Consider the following 18,218-nt stretch of genomic DNA (forward strand, 5'->3'; position numbering starts at 1 on the left):
CGCTTTTAAAACGCCACCACCCGCGGTTTTGGGTAAACCAGCGGGCGGGCGTTAGCATATTTCTATGCAGTGAGACGTTAAGGTGTCGCTACTTAAGCGAAGATGCGGAAACGTTCTTCGTCATCCATAAATGTCTTCTCGCCTAACGGCGCCTCATGAGAGCCGAAGGGCATTTGCGCACGCAGTTTCCAGGAAGCTGGCAGGTCCCAGGTTTCAAATACGGCGTCGTCGATAATCGGATTATAGTGCTGCAAGCTGGCACCGATATCGGCCTCGGCAAGGGCGGTCCAAACGGCAAACTGGGCGATGCCCGTGGCGTGTTCTGACCAGGCAGGGAAGTTGTCGGCGTAAAGTGGAAACTTCTCCTGCAATCCTTTGACAACGTCCTGATCTTCAAAAAACAGTACGGTACCCGCGCCAGCGGAAAAGCTATTGATCTTTTGCTCGGTCGGCGCAAAGGATTCAGCAGGCACGATGGCACGCAGCGTATCCAGCACCAGTTGCCAGAACTTGTCGTTCTGCTCGTTGAACAGAATGACTGCGCGCGAGCTTTGGGAATTGAAGGCAGTGGGGGCCTGTTTCACCGCTTCCTTGATCAGGGAAGTGGCGTCGGTTTGACCGATGGAAATGTTTTTACCAATAGCGTATTGACTACGACGTTGCTTGTAAATATTGATGGCTGGGTTGGACATAAAGCATTCCTCTTTTAGTGGGTAGGAGCCTTTACGAAGCAGTAATTCCATAGGACTATTAGCTTAACTTAATACACATTTGTTCTGGATGCTATAAGTAAAAATTATCGGCTCGGATAAAAAAGCGCTTCTTCACACCCGTAATTAAGCCTTTGAAACCAGGCAGTTCTTTTAGACACTGCCTGGTTTCTACAGCGCTAATGGGAGCCCGTTATTCACGGTTGGGCTACTGTAGCGAGGGCTGCTCGCTTTCGGTTAGTTGTTCCTGCGCCAAGCGTTTGGCACCGGCGATATCAGGCTTCCCGGAACCCAGTTGCGGTAATTGATCAACGGTGAACCAATGGCTGGGAATCATTAGCGATGAGACACCCTGGCCGCGTAGGGCCGTTCTGACAGCCTGTGCATCCAGCGGGGTTTCCGAGAGCAAGACAATACGCTCGCCTTTATTAGCATCCGGTATGTTGACCGCCATGATGGCGGTATCGGGGTCGGCAAGCGTGGCTTTAACAGCCTGCTCCACCGCGCCGAGGCCAATCATCTCACCGCCAATTTTAGCGAAGCGTGAGTAGCGATCAACAATGGTCAGAAAACCATCTTCATCCAGATAACCCTTGTCTCCGGTGATATACCAGCGCTGGTCGTTGAGATTGCACACTACCTTGGCGGTACGTTCAGCATCGTTCAGGTACCCTTGCATGACCTGCGGCCCGCTAATCAAAATCATGCCTGCTTCGTCAGTGGAAAGCTCTTCAAAACTCTCCGGGTCAACAATTTTGAAACTCGTGCCGGGTAGCGGCATGCCAACCGTGCCTATATTGGCCCCCCGCTGCACTTGCAGGTAGTTTACATCCAGCGTATCGGGAAGATTAACCGCCGCTACCGGCGAGGTTTCGGTTGCGCCGTATCCTTCATAAATCAGCTTATGAAATTTAAGCTGGAACGCGCTGCGTACGCTGTCGTCGACCTTTTCCGCCCCGGCTACTACCACTCTGATGCTATCCAGCATGAGCGGATGAACATTGGAGCTGCGAGTGAACAAGCGCAGAAACGTCGACGTGCCACACATAATGGTTGCCCGGTGCTTGGCAACCGCTTTCGCAATACCCGCCGCATCGGTCGGGTCGGGGTGGCACACCAGGGGCAGGCCCTCAATTAACGGTAAGAACTGAGTAACCGTGAGGCCGAACGCATGAAACAGCGGAAGCGAGCCCATCATGACGTCGTTATGCTCGGTATTCAGCGCGTCGGATGTTTGCTTAACGTTCGCCATTAGGTTGCGGTGGCTTAACATCACGCCTTTTGGCTGTCCTTCGCTACCGCTGGAAAACAGGATGGCGGCGGTGGCCTCGGCATCATGTGCTCGGCAGTAGCAGAGGCGCAGCAGCCAGGTCGGCAGCAAGCGGACGCTAAGCCATGTGCCTAAGCGTTCAGCCCGGCCCATGGAGGCTTGTAGTGTTTCCAGGTAAACAACGTTTTGGTTGGCAAGTAACGCCGATACATCAAGCCCACGGGCGTTAAGTTTTTCCACGAAACGCGTAGACGTGAGAACGGTATCTATCCCCGCTTGCGAAAGGGCCGAAGCCAACGCATCGCCGCTGGCGGTGTAGTTAAGGTTGACCACCGTTTTTCCCGCCAGCAGTGTTGCCATATTGGCGAGTACACCCGCGCTACTGGTAGGCAGTAACAAGCCGATGTTCTGCGCTTTGCTCTGTTTACGGATGCGCTTGGCCATCAGAATACTCGCCGTGAGGGCTTTAGCGGCACTCAATGGGCGGCTGATCGTGTCCGTGAGCGCCAGCTTTCCTGGGCGGCGTTTTACGCTGCGTATCCAGGCATCCGGCAGGGTGTGCAGGTTCTCCATCGAGAGCTGCCAAGAGCGGGTAGCCTGCTCAAAGATGCGTCGCTTGAGTACATCGGCTGGGGTCTCTTTTGGCAGCGCTTGGCCAAAGACCACAACGATAGAGCGGTGTAGCGGTGCATGGCGTAGCTCTTTAAGCTTGCTGGAAGAGTGCGAGAACTGGCTGCCCCATAGCCCACGTAGATAAAACGGAACGATTTTTACGTCGGGATTGGCCATTTTGCAGGCCCGCTCATAGCCTCGGCGAAATTCGCCCAGCTGCCCGGTGCGGCTGATAGCACCTTCCGGAAACAGGCAGACCACTTCACCTGCGTTGAGCAATTCGGCAACGCTATTAAGTGCCCGCTCGGCGGCAGCGCCGCGCTCAATGGGGATACAGCCCAGTGCTTTAAAAAACCAGCGCAAATACCAGCGCTGATAAATGCTTTTCAGCATCACAAAATGCACCGGCCGAGGGCTTGCGATCTGCACCATGGCCCAATCAATCCAGCTGATATGGTTGCCCAGTAACAGCACGCCGCCTTGGGCAGGCAAGTTTTCCAAACCGTAAACATCAACGCGATAGCGGCGGGTCAGCAGAAAGCCCAGTAAAAAACGCACCAGACTTTGGGGCAGTTTTATAATGGTGTAGCCACCCCCTATCATCGCTACGCTAGCGATCACAAGTAATAAATAGTGGCTATCCACGCCCGCCAAAGCAAACAGCGCCGTGAGCGCCAAAAAGCCCAGCATGGCGATATTTTGAATCCAGTTATTGGCTGCCAACACCGTGCCCAGCTCGTTATCCGCAGCGTGGAACTGGATCAGGGCGTTGAGCGGCACAATAAACAGCCCGCCCATTAAACCGATAAACACAAAGTTCAGCGCTTGGCTGAGTGGCGTTGTGAGTAGCGGTAAGCACCATAAACCAACGGCAACGCCCAGAGCGCCCACCGGAATTAAGCCGGTTTCAATACGGTTGCGCGAAAGACGACTGGCCAGCACCGAACCCAGCGCAATACCGATGCCGCTAGCGGCGAGAATGCCTTGCAGCACCAGCGTGTTATCAATGCTGAGCGCGGATTTGGCGTAGGCAGGAAAGGCGGCTAACAGCACTTGGCCAACAGACCAGAAGGTGGCAAGGCCGATAATCGACAGTCTTAACACGGGCTGGCGTGCAACGATGCGCAGATTATCTTTAAGCGCGCTGCCTTTTATATAGCGCTTCCAGGTCAGCGGTGTGCTGGGCGGCTGTGGGGTATCCAGTGGTAGACGATAAAGCGCCACCACCTGAATGATGCTATTGAGCACTAATAGCCAGCCTAGCGGAGCAATTTGGCGCAGCAACTGCTCAGGGGGCTGGTTGGCCAAGGGGGTCCATGCTTCAAAGAAGGCAGTAAACACCACCGTGCCCGCTAAAATGGCACCAATGGTAACGGCCTGGACGATACCGTTCGCTTCGGCCAAGCGGGGTTTTCCAAACAGCGTTTTGACCATGCCGTATTTGGCAGGTGAGTAAAAGGCTGACTGTATCGCCAGCAGTAGCGTCATCGCAAAAGCCAGCCAAAACCAGCCTTGATAATAAGCCGCCGTAATGCCTAGTGATACCACGACCGCTGCCCACGCCGAAACGCGTAGGATACGTACTTTGGGATAGGTATCAGCCGCATGACCTGATGGGCTAAATAGTGCAATGAACGGGAGCAGGATTAACCCGTTTACCAGCGCAGTAAGCACTATTTGGGTGGTGCCATCGTAGCTTTTGAAGATCGAATTCTGAATAACGATCTTATGCCCCAAGTCGAGAAAAGCATTAAGAAAGATAGCGATGAAGTAGGGCCATGCGCCCTTCATCTGTAGCACTCTTTGCATGTTCACTAAGCCTTATAAACCCCTTTAGATGGTAGCAATCTGTCCAAACCAGGCCTTGGGTGCAACCTTGTTAGACCAGGTTGTGTTATACGTGCTTTAAAGTATCATTATTTGCTACGTTGAGGTGTCTGGAGGCGCTTATGTCCCAAGTGGGGTGTTTAATTGATACGTTGAAGCGCCAGCTTCGTGCTCAGGGTAAAACCTATGCCGATGTGGCTCAGTGGCTGGGCCTAAGCGAGGCGTCCGTTAAGCGTCTGTTTGCTGAAAAGCACTTTACCCTGGCGCGGCTTGAGTGCATCTGTGATCAACTCAATATCGAATTTGCCGAGCTGGTACAAGCCATGCAGGCAGAAGAGCTACGGCCCCAGCAATTGACCCAGGCTCAGGAGCAGAGCATCGTTGATGATCGTGAGTTATTTCTGGTCGCTGTCTGTGTTGTTAATGGCTATAGCTTTGACGAAATTCATCATCAGTATCAGTTAAGCGAGACGGAGTGTACACGTCAACTGCTTAAGCTTGAGCGGCTAAAGCTTATTGAGTTGCTACCTGGTAATCGTATTCGCCGCCGCGTAGCTGCCAATTTCCGCTGGCGCTCTGGCGGCCCCATTCAGCAGTTCTTCCAAACGTATATTGCGAATGAATTTTTTCGCTCACGCTTTGATGGCGAAAGCGAGCAACTGCTGGTCCTCAATGGTCTGCTGTCCCGAGCAGGCAATGACGAGTGGCAGCAGATAATGCAGCGCCTGGCCAAGGAGTTTCACGCCCTGTGCGAAAGAGAAAGTAGTTTTCCTCTGCATAAGCGCTTTGGTACTACGTCGGTATTAGCGGTGCGCCAATGGAAATATGCGTTGTTTCAAGACTATACGCGACAGTTGGATCATTCTTAATGATGTGGGGATGTATTTTGAAATGTCTCCGCCTCTTGGGTTATCCATTCGCTAAAGTGTGTGACCGCTTCGGGTGCGCCTCCGCTCGCCGGTAGAATAAGATCGTAAGCAAAGCGTGATACGAGCGCGTACTTCTCTTTAAAGGGACGTACTAACACACCACTAGCCAGCCGGTCGGCAATTAAGGGATAGCTTGCCAGTACTACGCCTTGGCCAGCAATGGCTTGGTCTAGCGCCAAACTATAAAGCGAGTATTGCATGGGGGTGGGTAAGTGGTGGTTTTTTACACCGACGCTATTAAACCATTCGCTCCAGCTCGGTACAGGACTGAAGGCCGGAGTATGCCGCTGCCATTCAACCGAAAGCAGCGGTTGTGCCAGCAAGTCTTCTGGCACCCTAATTTTATTTTTGAAAAGCAGCGCAGGCGAGCACACAGGAAATAGCACGTCTTCGAATAATCTAATGCTATTGACGCCTTGCCACGGACCTTGGCCATAACGCAGTGATAGCTTGGCACGGTTAGGCAACCACAGTGGTGGAGTTAAATTCGCATCGGCATCAAGCGATATATTGATACCGCGTTCACGTGCTTCGAATCGATGAAGTCGCGGTAGTAGCCAAAGCTGTAAAAAAGAAGGTGGCGCGCTAATAATCAGCTCAAAAGCTTCGCTAGAGCGCTGTGTGATATGTTCCACCCCACTTGCAATAAGTGATAACCCCGCCTGCACATCGTCGAGCAGCATTTTACCCGCCTCGGTGATTAACACGCCATTGGCGTGTCGCTCGAAAAGAGTGACGCCCAACCTTGCCTCTAGCTGTTTGACTTGGCGACTAACGGCACCAGGAGTAACGCTGAGCCGAGTGGCGGCTTTTTTGAAGCTGTTTTCACGAGCAGCCTCAGAGAAAGCACGCAGTGCATTAAGCGGTAGTCTTTCAATTTTCATAGCGTGAGTTTTACTAAGCCTAGGTCGGATAAGTAATCGTTTGTAGAGAGTTTCCTCTGCTGATGCAATAGCCGTCTTATTGCATAGCGAGGTCTTCATGCGCAATCTTGAGCCAGATATAGCAACAAAGGTTTACCACAAGGACGTCGTTTTTGAGCGAAAACCTCTAGGGCGAAGAGCGGCATCGTTAATGCTTCTCTTCTGTCTGATATTAGGGTTTCAGCAGGTTGCTATAAAAGGGGTGGCTGAGGAAATATCGCCACTGTCTCAAATTGCTTTACGCTCTTTGCTTGCCGCTATGCTGGTAATACCTTGCGCGCTCTGGCAAGGCATTGGTTGGCGAGATGTGCGCGCGCATTGGCGGCCGGGGTTACTCGTTGGCTTAGGTTTCACGAGTGAGTTTGTCTTTTTGGCTTGGGGGCTTCATTACACGCTGGCTTCTCACATGTCTATTTTTCTCTATACGGCGCCTATTTTTGCGGCGTTAGGACTGCATTTAATGGTTCCGGGGGAGCAGTTGGCTCAACGTCAGTGGTGGGGTATTGGCTTGGCTTTTACAGGAATGGCCATTGCGATAGCGCCCGGTCAAGCGGGCAGTATGGATACGGAAATACTGATCGGTGACATGATGGGAATAGTGGCGGGGTTATCTTGGGCAGCGACGACGGTGGTGATACGCAGAAGCTCGCTTTCCGAGCAGCCCGCTGAACTCACATTGAGCTATCAACTAAGTGTAACGGCACTGCTGCTATTGCCAGCTGCGTTAATATCGGGGCAGCTAATGAGCGCTCAGTTTACCTCAACGGTCATTTTAAGCCTTGGTTTTCAATCAATTATCGTTTCCTTTGGCGCTTTACTACTGTGGTTTTCGTTATTGCGGAGCTATCGTGCCTCGCAGTTAGGAGTGTTCTCTTTTTTAGCACCGCTTTTTGGTCTGCTTTTTGGTACCCTACTGCTCAACGAGCCTTTGAGCTTTAACTTTTTAATCGGTGGTGTGGCTATCATGCTCGGTATCGTGGTGGTAGTGCGCTAACTACTGACTCATCCTTCGCTGAAAAAAACTCATTTTATGTTATCGAACGCGTTTCAAGCGCTTGCCTGCCCACTCGATGGCGAACCGCTGACTCAGGCAGAAGGCGCATGGCGCTGCCCGGCAGGGCATAGTTTTGATATTGCCAAACAAGGCTATGTGAACCTTTTACCGGTTCAGAAAAAACGTTCAAACGATCCCGGCGATAGTAAAATCATGGTGGCTGCCCGGCAGCGTTTTCTGAATGCAGGATATTACCAGCCTATTGCTGAAGCTCTTAATCACGCTGCCTTGAACGGCGTGCCGGAAAATATGCCGCTAAGCTGCCTGGATGCCGGTTGTGGTGAAGGCTATTACCTGCGCAAGCTGGCCCAAGCGGCGCCTGATACGGCTCTGCTTGAGTTAATCGGCTTGGATATTTCCAAGTGGGCGGTCATGGCAGCGGCCAAGCAAAGCCGTCAGCAAGAGCCGAACCGTCAGCAGGAACAGTCAGTCACCTGGGTGGTCGGCAGTAACGCCAACTTGCCCGTGCAAGCTGCCTCGCTGGATAGGCTGTTATGCATGTTCGGCTTTCCCGTGATGAGCGAGTTTTCCCGAGTGCTTAAGCCAGGTGGAGCGCTATTACAGGTGGAAGCAGGCGCAAATCATTTGCGCGAGTTGCGCGAAATCATCTATCCAGCGCTTAAGCCTGAACGCAGTGGTGAGCAGGCAGTGCCGGAAGGGTTTGCTGCGCAAGCAGCGGAAACGGTCAGTTATTCGCTCACGCTGAATGGCAAAGAGGCTATTGCGGATTTGCTGGCCATGACCCCGCATCTTTACCGGGCAAGTGCTGAGGGCCGAGAAAGAGCGGCAGCACTGAAGACACTCATCGTGAGTGTTGATGTGCGAGTGATTAAATGGATTAAAAACGCATAGAAGAAGGGTAGGCAAGCCGTGATTGGCGGCTTGTTTGGTTTGGTCAGAACTTTACCAGCCCCAAACGCAACAAGGCCCGTCGAAGCGGGCCTTGTCAGTCAGACCCTAAAGTCTGAGCAAACACTTAATAAGAAATATTAAGAAGTTTGCTTGATGTTAGAAGCCTGAAGGCCTTTTTTACCCTGGGTAACGTCAAAAGAAACGCTAGCGCCTTCTTGAAGGGTTTTGAAGCCGTCAGACTGAATTTCGGAGAAGTGTGCAAACAGGTCGTCGCTGCCGTCAGAAGGAGCGATGAAACCGAAGCCTTTAGTGTCGTTGAACCATTTAACTGTGCCAGTTGCCATGATTAAATCCTTTCGCGCATAAGCGCCGTAATAAAGTTCCTGGTATTACCCAGATTGAAGTAGCGGGTGAAACAAGGAATACAATATCAGGCTGCCGAAAGAATCGTACGCTTCTGAAACCATGCTGCTTGCTAACCAACTGACGATACAGTGCCATGATTCGCGGCGCGCGTCAACGGGTTTGTGCATTTGTTTTCTAAGCCCAAGGCAATATTTCACTCTTGCGCACCACTGGCCATGTCGCGAGTGCTAAGTACTTAATACTAATTACTTAGTGGCTGCGCTTGTGCATGGTGAGCTGTAATAACGCACCGCTTGCAGCAAGCGCACCGGCACTTAACGCAAGCGTCCAAAGCGGAAAGGCACTGGCAAGCATAAGCCCGCCTACCGCCGCCCCAATCGCGCTACCCAAGTAAAGCGCTGATTCGTTCAGGGCCACGGCGAGATTGCCATCGCCATGCGGTTTGCGAACGTGCATTAGCGCGTTATTTTGCGGCACCTGTAACGCCCAGCCGACGGCTCCCCATAGGGCGATAGGCACAAGCGCAAGCCATGGATGCAGAGCTGCAGCAATTGGCAGGCTTATCAGTGAAACGGCCAAGATCAGCATAATAGTCAGTACAACGCTGGAGCCTTGGCTTTTATCCACAACTGGTCCAATTAAAAAGCTGCCCAAAATCCCGCCAACGCCCCAAACCCATAAATAAAGTGCAATAGTGGGAGGGCTGCCAGAAGTTGATGCTGCTATAAGCGGTGAAATAAAGGTATACATCCCAAGACTTGCTACGGCAGCTAACAGCGAGACAGCTAAAATGGTCATGGTTGTGGGGTGCTTCAAGATGACCAATTTGCGCCGCAACGATATATAAGGCGCTTCGGGAATATCGGGGAGCTTGTAGTACAGGCCTGCCAGGGAAATCGCGCCAAGCAGTGCAATCAGCCACATGGCCGAGGCCCAGCCCAGTTGCTCTGCGAGTAATAGGCTAAGCGGTACGCCAAGCACGGTGCCACTCGCCATTCCGCCCATAATCATCGCAATGGCGTTGCCGCGCTGCGCTTCAGGTGCGAGTGCCGCCGAGGCTGCAATTCCTAGCGCCAGATAAACCCCAGCTCCCACGCCAGCCAGTGCTCGCCAAGCCATTAGCGTGACAAAGCTTGTAGCCAGCGCGCTTGCAACATTTGCAACAACGAAGATCGCCAGTGCGAGGATTAACCCTGTGCGCTGCTGATGACCTGGCAGGAGCGCGACCACGATGGGAGAAACCAGGCCATACGCCAGTGTAAATGCCGTTACCAGTTGTGCCGCCATTGCATCTGATACTAAAAAAGCGGGAGTAATCAGGGGAATAAGGCCTGCGGTGACATAAGACGCCATCCCCAAAGAAAAGGCGCCCAAGGCAATTAAATAAATCGATAGTCGAGAAGAAAATGCCATTAGGTTCTCCAGTCAGGCTCATACGTTACTTGGTAGGCATCTATTGCTGACGGCTGCCAAGCGGTGAGTGCGCTATTCTGGAGAGGCTTTAAAGGGGGTACAATTTAACTGTTTATACTATTACTAAAGGCAACAAGATGGCGGCAGTACGTTCTTTAAACCGCACCCGCACCGAGCTTGGGGAATTCCTGCGTAGCCGACGCGAGCAGGTAACACCTGAAGAGGTTGGTTTACCCGTGGGTAAGCGGCGGCGCACGCCTGGCTTACGCCGTGAGGAAGTCGCGGCACTCGCCGGGGTTGGATTGACCTGGTACACGTGGCTCGAGCAAGGGCGCGATATTCGCGCCTCGGCAGATTTCCTCGACCGCCTTGCGCGTACGCTTAAGCTTGATGCCACCGAGCGGCGCCATCTGTTTTTGCTGGCGCACCAACGGCTCCCCGCTGAGCCGGGAAAAACATGGTGCATAGTGCCGCCTTTGATACTTCGTCTGATGAACGATTTACCCACTCGGCCTGCCTACGTGTTGAATTTGCGCTGGGATGTGCTGGCCTGGAACCACGCGGGTGATCGTCTGTTTGGCTTCTCTAAACATCCACCGGAGCAGCGCAATCTTCTGTGGCTACTGTTTACCGATGCAGCCACTCGCGGGCTTTTCGACCCTTGGGAAGTGCAGGCCCGCCAAATGCTCGCCAGTTTTAAACGCGATGCGGCCCGCGCGCCAGAAGACCCGGCGATCAATGCGTTGATCAAAATGCTGGTCCACGTGGATAAGGATTTTAAAACGTGGTGGGCAGGGCAGGATATCCACGGACCTTGCCATGGCGTTCGACACTTTCACTTCGCGCCGTTAGGGTCGCTCGATTTTGAGCATACCTCGTTGTTGGTTGACGAAGACCGCCACCTGCGGCTGGTCTATTACGTTATTAAAAACGGCGCCACTAAAAACGACGCCGCTAACCATGGCATGGGTAACGAAGAGGCATTTAATCGCTGGCTTCTGGACGCACAAACGCCAGCATCATAATGAGTGGTTCCAGGCTTTTTCCAATAGACAGCGGCTGGACGTTCACTTAAAAGATAATAGTGATCTATTCGTAAATGGTTAAAGAACGCGTTCCCTGTGCACGTCAGACGTTTCTTGAATGGGTTTCGAAGGCCGGATGGCATATAAACGTTGTATTTTAGCCCCGGCTCCGTAGGGAGACGTTTTCAGTTGGCGGGCTCTAATGAGTTTTCTGGGTAAAGGTGACTAACATGGCGGCGCTTTTGAAAGGGTATATGCGCTCTTCGTTGATTCTACGTGTCACGATCGCGTTGCTGCTGGGTGTGGTGGTGGGTTTGTTGGGTGGGGAAACCATCGCCACTTGGCTGGCGCCGGTCGGCGATCTACTGCTGCGTTTGCTGACGTTTCTAATTGTACCCATTGTATTGTTTACGCTGATGGTCGGTATCAACCAGTCAACGGTGGGCCGCGTTGGCCGCGTTGGTCAAAAGGTGCTGCTGTATTACTTGGCCTCTTCCGCGTTCGCAATTGTGGTGGGGCTATCGGTTGCCTCACTGCTTAATCCAGGCAGTGGCATGACGCTGGATGACAGTGCGAGCTTCTCAGTGCCGGAGAATCCGGGACTCGTTGATGTACTGCTTAATATCGTACCGAACAACATTATTGGCGCGTTGGCTGACCAGAACCTGCTCGGCATCATTTTTACCGCGTTGGTGTTCGGTGTCGCTTTGATGAAGGTGCGCCAAAGCGAAACGCACGGCAAAAGCGCCGAGCGGTTGTATGAAATGGTCGAAGGCTTGAATGCCGTGACGCTGAAGGTGATGTCGGGCGTGCTGCATGTCGTACCGATTGGGGTATTCGCTATCGTGGCGGAAACCGTCAGCCAGCAGGGGCTTGAAACGTTACTGTCGTTGGGTGACATGGTCATGGTGCTTTACATTGCCTTGGCCGTTCAACTGGCGATTTACTGTGTCATCATGCGTCTTTTTGGAGTGAAACTGCGCCGCTTTTTTCGGGAGGCACGCACGCCGATGGCCACGGCGTTTGCCACGCAAAGTAGCGCGGGTGTGCTGCCACTGACCATGGATGCCGCCCGCCGTATGGGCATCGCGCAAGGGGTGTATGGGTTTAGCCTGCCGCTGGGAGCGACCATGAACATGGATGGCGCGGCGATCCGGATCGCTATTTCCGCTGTGTTTGCTGCCAATGTGATCGGCGCACCGCTGGATCTTGCCAGCATGGCGCAGATTGTAGTGATCGGTACGCTGATTTCAGTTGGCACTGCGGGCGTACCGGGGGCGGGTATCATCATGATTGCCACCGTGTTTGCTCAGGTAGGGCTGCCTATCGAAACCGTCGTACTGTTAACCGCTATTGATGCGCTGGTAGGAATGGGCGCCACTGCCCTGAACGTAACCGGCGATTTAGTGGGCACGGCAGTGATCGCCAAAAGTGAAGAAGGCAAACAGAAAGACGTGCCTTTAGACGATATATCTTCCACAGTGAAAGAGTAACGAGCAAGGCCATTAATCGACAGGAGACGCCGGGATGAATGACCAGGAACTCACTTACTTGACCCGTGCCATTGAGCTGGCTGAAGAAGCCCTTGATGCGGGCGATGAACCCTTTGGCAGCGTGCTGGTAAGTGCACAAGGGGATATTCTTGCCGAGGACCGTAACCGAATTGTCAGCGGTGACGTGACGCAGCATCCCGAGTTCACGCTGGCACGTTGGGCAGCACAACACATGACGCCAGAGGCGCGCGCTAAGGCAACGGTGTATACCACAGGTGAGCACTGCGCCATGTGCGCAGCCGCGCATGGTTGGGCAGGGCTTGGCCGGATCGTTTATATCAGCTCATCTGAACAGTTAGGGCGTTGGCTAAATGACTTGGGCGTCGCACCACCCGCGGTAGCCTCCTTCCCTATTCAGCACATTGTGCCAGGACTTGAGGTAGCAGGCCCGTTAGCGGGCTGGGATGAAAAGGTCCATGCGCTGCACCAACGGCGCCATGCCGTTTAGCTAGCAGCACCAAGAGAGCCGCCCAGGCATTCGTCCAGGCGGCTTCAGGGTTTCTCTATGTTGTACAATCAGTGCTTTAAAATCGCATAAAACGCATGAATGATGCCGGGGATAAAGCCAAGCAGCGTCAGGGTGGTGTTTAGCCAAAAATAGCCTTTTAGGCCAACCTCTAAAATACACCTAACGGCGGTAGGATGATGGCAAAAATCATCTTGATCGGATCCGTTGCTGTCAACGCCACAACGCCTCCTTTACTTATATAAATTGTCATCTGCGGCGTTATTTCTATCTTTAATTAACGCTTTTTTTCAACATCCTTAACTATCATTTTTTTATCAGAAAAACGGGGAAGGGAATCCATGTATAAGTTACTACCGCCATCACTACTACTTGCAAGCTGCGCTGTTTCTAGCCCGCTTTGGGCACAAGCCGAGCCGGTATCTACCCAAGCGCTGCCCACTGTTGAAGTGAGTGCACCCCGTTTAGCACGTGAGCTTTATGCCACGCCTGCCGCAGTTTCTATTCTGGATCGAGACGCTATTGCTCAGGGCCAGCAGCGCGTGCGGTTGGATGAATCGCTGGTACGCGTGCCGGGTGTGTTTGTACAAAATCGGGATAATTTTGCCCAGGGCCAGCGTATTGCAATACGTGGCTTTGGTGCGCGTGCGCCGTTTGGCGTGCGCGGTATTACGGTGATGGTTGATGGTATTCCTTATACCTTGCCCGATGGCCAGGCGCAGTTGGACGCCATTGACCTAGACAGTGCCGAGCGCATTGAGGTGATTCGTGGGCCTTCCTCGGTGCTTTATGGCAATGCCGCCGGTGGGGTGATTGATGTGACGACCGCTGACGGGCGTGATAATCCAGGTACACGGCTGCGAGTGGGGGTAGGCAGTGATGGGTATCGTAAAGCTGCCCTGCAAACCGGTGGCGCCCAAGGGGAATGGTCACACCACGTCAGTTTTTCAGCCTTGAACATGGATGGCTATCGCGATCAGAGCTCTACTGAAAAGTATTTGTTGAATGCCAAGCTACGCCGGGAGCTGGGTAGCGAGCGTGCGCTAACCGCGATTGTCAACCTGTTGGAAAACCCACGCTCGGAAGATCCCGGCGCACTCAATGCTGGCGAAGTGGCTAGCGGGCGCCATCAGGCGGCACCTAACGCATTGGCGCTTGATTCACACCAAAAAGTCGACCAGCAGCTAGTCGGTTTGCAGTATGAAGATCTGGCCGCAGGCCCGGGTGAACTCTACATTAAAGGGTTTATTGCGCGCCGCGATTTTGAGCAGCAACTGCCCTACGTGGGCGACAGCCGATTAGGGTATAAGCGTGATTACATGGGCGCCAGCGCTGAATACCATCATGATATTACTCTGGGCGAGCTACCGCTGAGCTATGTCGCGGGGATTGATGTCGCGCGCCAGAGTGATGAGCGCTTCCGCAATGATGTGAACGCCCAGGGCGCGGTAGGTGATCAAGTGGCGGATGAAACCCAAAAGGCCACGTCGGCGGGTGTTTTTGCTCAGGGCGACTTGGATATCACCGAGCAGGTAACGCTTTCGTTAGGTGCGCGGTTTGACCGTGTGGATTTGGATATAGATGACCGATATATCGCCGATGAAGATGGTGACCAAAGCGGTGAGCGTACCTATAACGAGTGGAGCGGCTCTGCCGGGCTTAGCTACCGCTATCGTCCTCAGCATCAGGTGTATATCAATACCGGGACCGCCTTTGAAACGCCTACGTTCGCTGAGTTTGCTAACCCGGCAGGCGGCGGTTTTAACCCATCCATTGAGCCGCAAAAGGCCTGGAACCGTGAAGTGGGTATGCGCGGGTATATTGAGCCGCTAGCGATGGATTACGACGTCGCCCTGTTCTCGGTACGTGTGCGTGATGAGCTAGTGCCTTATGATGAGGGCGGGCGTACCTTCTATCAAAATGCGGGCGATACTAATCGGGATGGCCTGGAAGTAGCGCTGGGCTGGCAGCTTGCGGATCAGTGGCGGTTAGACAGTGCGTTGACGCTGGCGCGCTATGAGTTTGACCGGTTTTCCACGCCTGATGAGCGCTTTGATGGCAAGCGTATTCCCGGCTTGCCCGAGCAAACCTGGGTCAACCAGCTCACCTGGGAGAGCTCAGCGCACCGCTTTGCCACGCTTGAAACGCAATACACCGGCGATATGGTCGCTGATAATGCTAATGAAACCGATATAGATAGCTACTGGCTGGTGAACCTTCGCGCGGGGGATGGTTGGCAACTGGGACGTGATACACGCTTAAACGCTTATGTGGGCGTGCGTAACCTGTTTGATCAAGAGCACTATGCCAACGTTCGCTTGAACGGCACCTATGGTCGTTACTATGAACCGGCACCGGGGCGCAGCGTATACGGTGGGGTGGAAATGCGCTTCTAAGCCCGTGGTTTCAAGCCTTCGGCTTTAATCGGCGAAGGCTTCGGTAATGGTCATGAGACTAGACGGCAACGACAGCGGGCAGCCCAAGGGCTGCCCGCTGTGTTATGACGAGACGATGAGTAAACGCTTATTCAGGTAGTGCGTACCCGATAACGTAATCGCCCATTTTAGTTCCGAAGGTGCCGTGACCACCCGCCGTGACCACAACGTACTGACGACCATCGGCGCCGGTATAGGTCATGGGAGTGGCTTGGCCACCGGCGGGCAAGCGTGCTTTAAAGAGTTCTTCACCCGTGGTGATGTCGTAACCACGCAGGTACTGGTCCAGCGTGCCCGACATAAAGACAACGCCGCTGGCGGTGGAGAGCGGGCCGCCTAGTGCCGGAACACCCACCGGCAAACCAATTGGCAAATCAAAGGGCATGCTGTCACGCGTAGTGCCGTTGCGGTGCTTCCACACGACCTCGGCATTTTGCAGATCAATACCCGCTACATCGCCCCAAGGCGGTGCCTGGCAGGGCAAATCAAAGATCGACAGCAGCGGCCCTAGTTCAACGGCGTACGGGGCTCCTGCGTTTGGCTGTAGCCCTTGTTCGCTGGCAGAACCCTGGCCTTCTTCAACCTCATCACGAGGAATCAAGCGCGAGATAAATGCCAAGTACTTGGCCCCGGTGAAGAGCGCCTGGCGCTCAGGGTCAACCGTGACGCCGCCCCAGTTCATCACCCCGACGTTGCCCGGGTAGATGATACTGCCTTCAAGCGAGGGTGGCGTGTACTGGCCTTCATAGCGCAGTGAGTTGAACTGAATACGGCACATCATTTGATCAAACGGTGATGCACCCCACATGTCGCGCTCGGTCAGCGGTGGGGGTAGCAGATTGAGTGCCGAACGAGGCTGAGTTTCTGCTGTCCAGTCGCCTTCAATGGCGCCCTGGGGCGCAGGGGTTTCTTCAATCGGCACGATCGCTTCGCCGGTTTCCCGGTTAAGTACGTAAAGGCTGCCCTGCTTTGTCGGCTGAATCACCGCGGGTTGAACGCCGTCACTGGTCGCCAAATCAATCAGTACGGGTTGGGCGGGCATATCCATATCCCACAGGTCGTGATGAACGAACTGATAGACCCAAGCAACCTGGCCGGTTTCGAGTTCAAGCGCCACCAAGCCTGCGCTGTAGATTTCATCGTTTTCGGTACGGTCCGCGCCATACTGGTCGGGCGTTGCATTGCCCATTGGTAGGTACACCAGCCCCAGCGTTTCATCAACGCTAATGGGCGCCCATACGTTGGGCGAGTTGCGCGTGTAGGTTTCGTTATCGGCAAGCGGTTCTGTTTCTTCCGGGTTGCCGCTATCCCAGTTCCATACCAGCTCGCCAGTGCGCACATCAAAGGCGCGGATAACGCCTGACGGTTCATCGGTTGAACTGTTATCCGTCACGTGGCCGCCCAGGATGACGAGGTTCTCGGTCACGGTGGCGGGGGAGGTTGAGTAGTAGCCGCCTGGGTCGAAGCTGCCGATGTTGCGGGTTAGATCAACTTCTCCGTTTACCCCAAACCCTTCACAAGGCTCTCCGGTGTCGGCATTCAGGGCGATCAAGCGGGCATCGGCGGTGGGCAGATAGAGACGGCGTGGGCACATCACATCGGTTTGGCTAATAATTGCCGAGGGAGCATTGTCAGCATCATCTGCAGCGGTTTCGGTCAAACCACTAAGAAGGGCAATGTCGATATCAAAGGCGCTGGCATCCGCAAAGAGTTCAGACGCTTGAGCGCTTGTGGCATTTTCGCTAGTGCTTTGGGCGCCTGCCTCGCTCGCATCATTCGTACCGCTGTCTGCGTAGTTGGCAGCATCATAGTACGCCAGGCCTCGGCAGGTCATGTGCGCCCAGCCCGAGAAGTTGTCGGCACCCTGGGTGCTGATTTGCGGGTCAAACTCCCAGAGGGTTTCGCCGGTTTCGGGTGAAAGCGCCATTGCGCGGCTGTGGGAGGTACAGATATACAGGCTGTCGTTAACTTTTAACGGCGTATTCTGGTTGGTAATTTCGGGAGGGGCGTCGGGCCCCGCCTGGTCACCGGTCTGAATGCGCCATACCTCTTCCAGTTGGCCGATGTTTTCAGGGGTGATTTGACTTAACGACGAGTAGTGCGTACCCGCGTTGGTGCCGCCATAGGCAGGCCAGTCGTCGCCGGCTACTTGAGCGGGGTTGACGCTCTCACTACCCGGAGTGTTGTTATTGGCAAGCGTACCACCAATGGTCGTGGGGTCATCAAATTGGCTGGCGATAGCCACCACAATAGCGGCTGCAATGCTGGCGGTCAGAGCGAGACTTCCGCCTCGTGAACGAAGCGGCTTTCGCCACCAGGGAAGCAGCATAATGATGCCGATGAGCGCAAGAATGGCGACGCGGGGAACCAGCTGCCACCAGTCCAGGCCAACTTCCCATAGTGCCCAAAGAAGCGTCGCTATTAAAACTAGCGCATAAAGCCAAAGGGCAGCGCCCCTGCGCATAGCGAGTAAAATACCGGTGGCGGTAATACCAATGCCAACGATCAAATAGTAGGCGCTTCCGCCGAGGCTAATGAGTTTGCCGCCGCCTACCGCTAACGCCAGGCCTGCAACAATAAGTAAGAGGCCTAGCAGTAAGGCAGGCCATTTCCCGCGTGCTCGCGTATTTTCATCCATGAGTGTTCCCCCTGTTTATTACGTTTGACAGCTTATTACGTTTGATAGCTGTTGATGACTAGGCTTGGTACCGGCTCCGACGGGGTTTACCCATCAAACAGGTGACTGCGCTGCGCCGAAAGTACCAGTAATGGATGTGAACTGA

General features: G+C 53.9%; 13 protein-coding genes and 1 pseudogene. 7 read left to right on the forward strand and 7 right to left on the reverse strand.

Annotation, left to right across the window (positions count from 1 at the left end; genetic code table 11):
- Positions 1–92: 92 nt before the first annotated feature.
- Positions 93–692, reverse strand: a complete 600-nt coding sequence (locus ACT3RU_RS13575) for a nitroreductase family protein (protein WP_192526628.1) — start codon at positions 690–692, stop codon at positions 93–95.
- A gap of 226 nt (positions 693–918) precedes the next feature.
- Positions 919–4,401: an acyl-[ACP]--phospholipid O-acyltransferase gene (locus tag ACT3RU_RS13580; protein WP_192526629.1), complete on the reverse strand. Its 3,483-nt coding sequence runs from the start codon at positions 4,399–4,401 to the stop codon at positions 919–921.
- A 140-nt stretch (positions 4,402–4,541) separates the two neighbouring features.
- Between ACT3RU_RS13580 and ACT3RU_RS13585 the strand changes: the two genes are divergently transcribed.
- Positions 4,542–5,288, forward strand: a complete 747-nt coding sequence (locus ACT3RU_RS13585; RefSeq protein ID WP_192526630.1) for a helix-turn-helix domain-containing protein — start codon at positions 4,542–4,544, stop codon at positions 5,286–5,288.
- Here ACT3RU_RS13585 and ACT3RU_RS13590 read toward each other — a convergent pair.
- Entirely contained in the window at positions 5,285–6,232 is a 948-nt protein-coding gene (locus ACT3RU_RS13590; RefSeq protein WP_192526631.1) for a LysR substrate-binding domain-containing protein, read from the reverse strand. The two genes, ACT3RU_RS13585 and ACT3RU_RS13590, sit on opposite strands and share 4 nt — an antisense overlap.
- A gap of 190 nt (positions 6,233–6,422) precedes the next feature.
- Between ACT3RU_RS13590 and ACT3RU_RS13595 the strand changes: the two genes are divergently transcribed.
- Positions 6,423–7,265 carry a DMT family transporter gene (locus ACT3RU_RS13595; protein WP_225733687.1) on the forward strand — a complete coding sequence of 281 codons (843 nt, stop codon included), beginning with the start codon at positions 6,423–6,425 and terminating at the stop codon, positions 7,263–7,265.
- A gap of 36 nt (positions 7,266–7,301) precedes the next feature.
- On the forward strand, positions 7,302–8,177 hold the full coding sequence (locus ACT3RU_RS13600; RefSeq protein ID WP_192526633.1) for a putative RNA methyltransferase: 876 nt from the start codon (positions 7,302–7,304) through the stop codon (positions 8,175–8,177).
- A 137-nt stretch (positions 8,178–8,314) separates the two neighbouring features.
- Here ACT3RU_RS13600 and ACT3RU_RS13605 read toward each other — a convergent pair whose 3' ends face one another.
- The gene (locus ACT3RU_RS13605) at positions 8,315–8,521 is read right to left on the reverse strand and encodes a cold-shock protein (protein ID WP_018917934.1); all 207 of its coding nucleotides are present in this window, start codon (positions 8,519–8,521) and stop codon (positions 8,315–8,317) included.
- Positions 8,522–8,792: 271 nt separating this feature from the next.
- The gene (locus tag ACT3RU_RS13610; protein ID WP_192526634.1) at positions 8,793–9,956 is read right to left on the reverse strand and encodes an MFS transporter; all 1,164 of its coding nucleotides are present in this window, start codon (positions 9,954–9,956) and stop codon (positions 8,793–8,795) included.
- 137 nt (positions 9,957–10,093) lie between these two features.
- Here ACT3RU_RS13610 and ACT3RU_RS13615 point away from each other — a divergent pair, with 137 nt between their 5' ends.
- From ACT3RU_RS13615 to ACT3RU_RS13625, 3 genes are all read left to right on the forward strand, one after another.
- Entirely contained in the window at positions 10,094–10,981 is an 888-nt protein-coding gene (locus ACT3RU_RS13615) for a helix-turn-helix transcriptional regulator (RefSeq protein WP_192526635.1), read from the forward strand.
- A gap of 230 nt (positions 10,982–11,211) precedes the next feature.
- On the forward strand, positions 11,212–12,474 hold the full coding sequence (locus ACT3RU_RS13620) for a dicarboxylate/amino acid:cation symporter (RefSeq protein WP_192526636.1): 1,263 nt from the start codon (positions 11,212–11,214) through the stop codon (positions 12,472–12,474).
- Positions 12,475–12,508: 34 nt separating this feature from the next.
- Positions 12,509–12,982, forward strand: coding sequence for a nucleoside deaminase (locus tag ACT3RU_RS13625; protein WP_192526637.1), 474 nt, complete (start codon positions 12,509–12,511; stop codon positions 12,980–12,982).
- A gap of 68 nt (positions 12,983–13,050) precedes the next feature.
- On the opposite strand, the pseudogene ACT3RU_RS13630 reads toward ACT3RU_RS13625, so the two are convergent.
- A pseudogene (locus tag ACT3RU_RS13630) lies at positions 13,051–13,193 on the reverse strand (YqaE/Pmp3 family membrane protein).
- A gap of 148 nt (positions 13,194–13,341) precedes the next feature.
- Between ACT3RU_RS13630 and ACT3RU_RS13635 the strand changes: the two are divergent.
- Positions 13,342–15,396 carry a TonB-dependent receptor family protein gene (locus tag ACT3RU_RS13635; RefSeq protein WP_192526638.1) on the forward strand — a complete coding sequence of 685 codons (2,055 nt, stop codon included), beginning with the start codon at positions 13,342–13,344 and terminating at the stop codon, positions 15,394–15,396.
- A 127-nt stretch (positions 15,397–15,523) separates the two neighbouring features.
- On the opposite strand, the gene ACT3RU_RS13640 is transcribed toward ACT3RU_RS13635, so the two are convergent.
- The gene (locus ACT3RU_RS13640) at positions 15,524–18,073 is read right to left on the reverse strand and encodes a glucose/quinate/shikimate family membrane-bound PQQ-dependent dehydrogenase (RefSeq protein WP_192526639.1); all 2,550 of its coding nucleotides are present in this window, start codon (positions 18,071–18,073) and stop codon (positions 15,524–15,526) included.
- Between the last annotated feature and the right edge of the window lie 145 nt (positions 18,074–18,218).

The organism is Halomonas sp. TP35, from assembly GCF_052375975.1.
Lineage (GTDB): Bacteria > Pseudomonadota > Gammaproteobacteria > Pseudomonadales > Halomonadaceae > Vreelandella > Vreelandella citrativorans.

Coding starts and splice junctions, on each gene's coding strand:
- ACT3RU_RS13625 (WP_192526637.1), top strand. CDS start 12,509: ATGAATGACCAGGAACTCACTTACTTGACCCGTGCCATTGAGCTGGCT.
- ACT3RU_RS13610 (WP_192526634.1), bottom strand. CDS start 9,956: ATGGCATTTTCTTCTCGACTATCGATTTATTTAATTGCCTTGGGCGCC.
- ACT3RU_RS13595 (WP_225733687.1), top strand. CDS start 6,423: ATGCTTCTCTTCTGTCTGATATTAGGGTTTCAGCAGGTTGCTATAAAA.
- ACT3RU_RS13585 (WP_192526630.1), top strand. CDS start 4,542: ATGTCCCAAGTGGGGTGTTTAATTGATACGTTGAAGCGCCAGCTTCGT.
- ACT3RU_RS13615 (WP_192526635.1), top strand. CDS start 10,094: ATGGCGGCAGTACGTTCTTTAAACCGCACCCGCACCGAGCTTGGGGAA.
- ACT3RU_RS13600 (WP_192526633.1), top strand. CDS start 7,302: ATGTTATCGAACGCGTTTCAAGCGCTTGCCTGCCCACTCGATGGCGAA.
- ACT3RU_RS13635 (WP_192526638.1), top strand. CDS start 13,342: ATGTATAAGTTACTACCGCCATCACTACTACTTGCAAGCTGCGCTGTT.
- ACT3RU_RS13575 (WP_192526628.1), bottom strand. CDS start 692: ATGTCCAACCCAGCCATCAATATTTACAAGCAACGTCGTAGTCAATAC.
- ACT3RU_RS13620 (WP_192526636.1), top strand. CDS start 11,212: ATGGCGGCGCTTTTGAAAGGGTATATGCGCTCTTCGTTGATTCTACGT.
- ACT3RU_RS13640 (WP_192526639.1), bottom strand. CDS start 18,073: ATGGATGAAAATACGCGAGCACGCGGGAAATGGCCTGCCTTACTGCTA.
- ACT3RU_RS13580 (WP_192526629.1), bottom strand. CDS start 4,401: ATGCAAAGAGTGCTACAGATGAAGGGCGCATGGCCCTACTTCATCGCT.
- ACT3RU_RS13605 (WP_018917934.1), bottom strand. CDS start 8,521: ATGGCAACTGGCACAGTTAAATGGTTCAACGACACTAAAGGCTTCGGT.
- ACT3RU_RS13590 (WP_192526631.1), bottom strand. CDS start 6,232: ATGAAAATTGAAAGACTACCGCTTAATGCACTGCGTGCTTTCTCTGAG.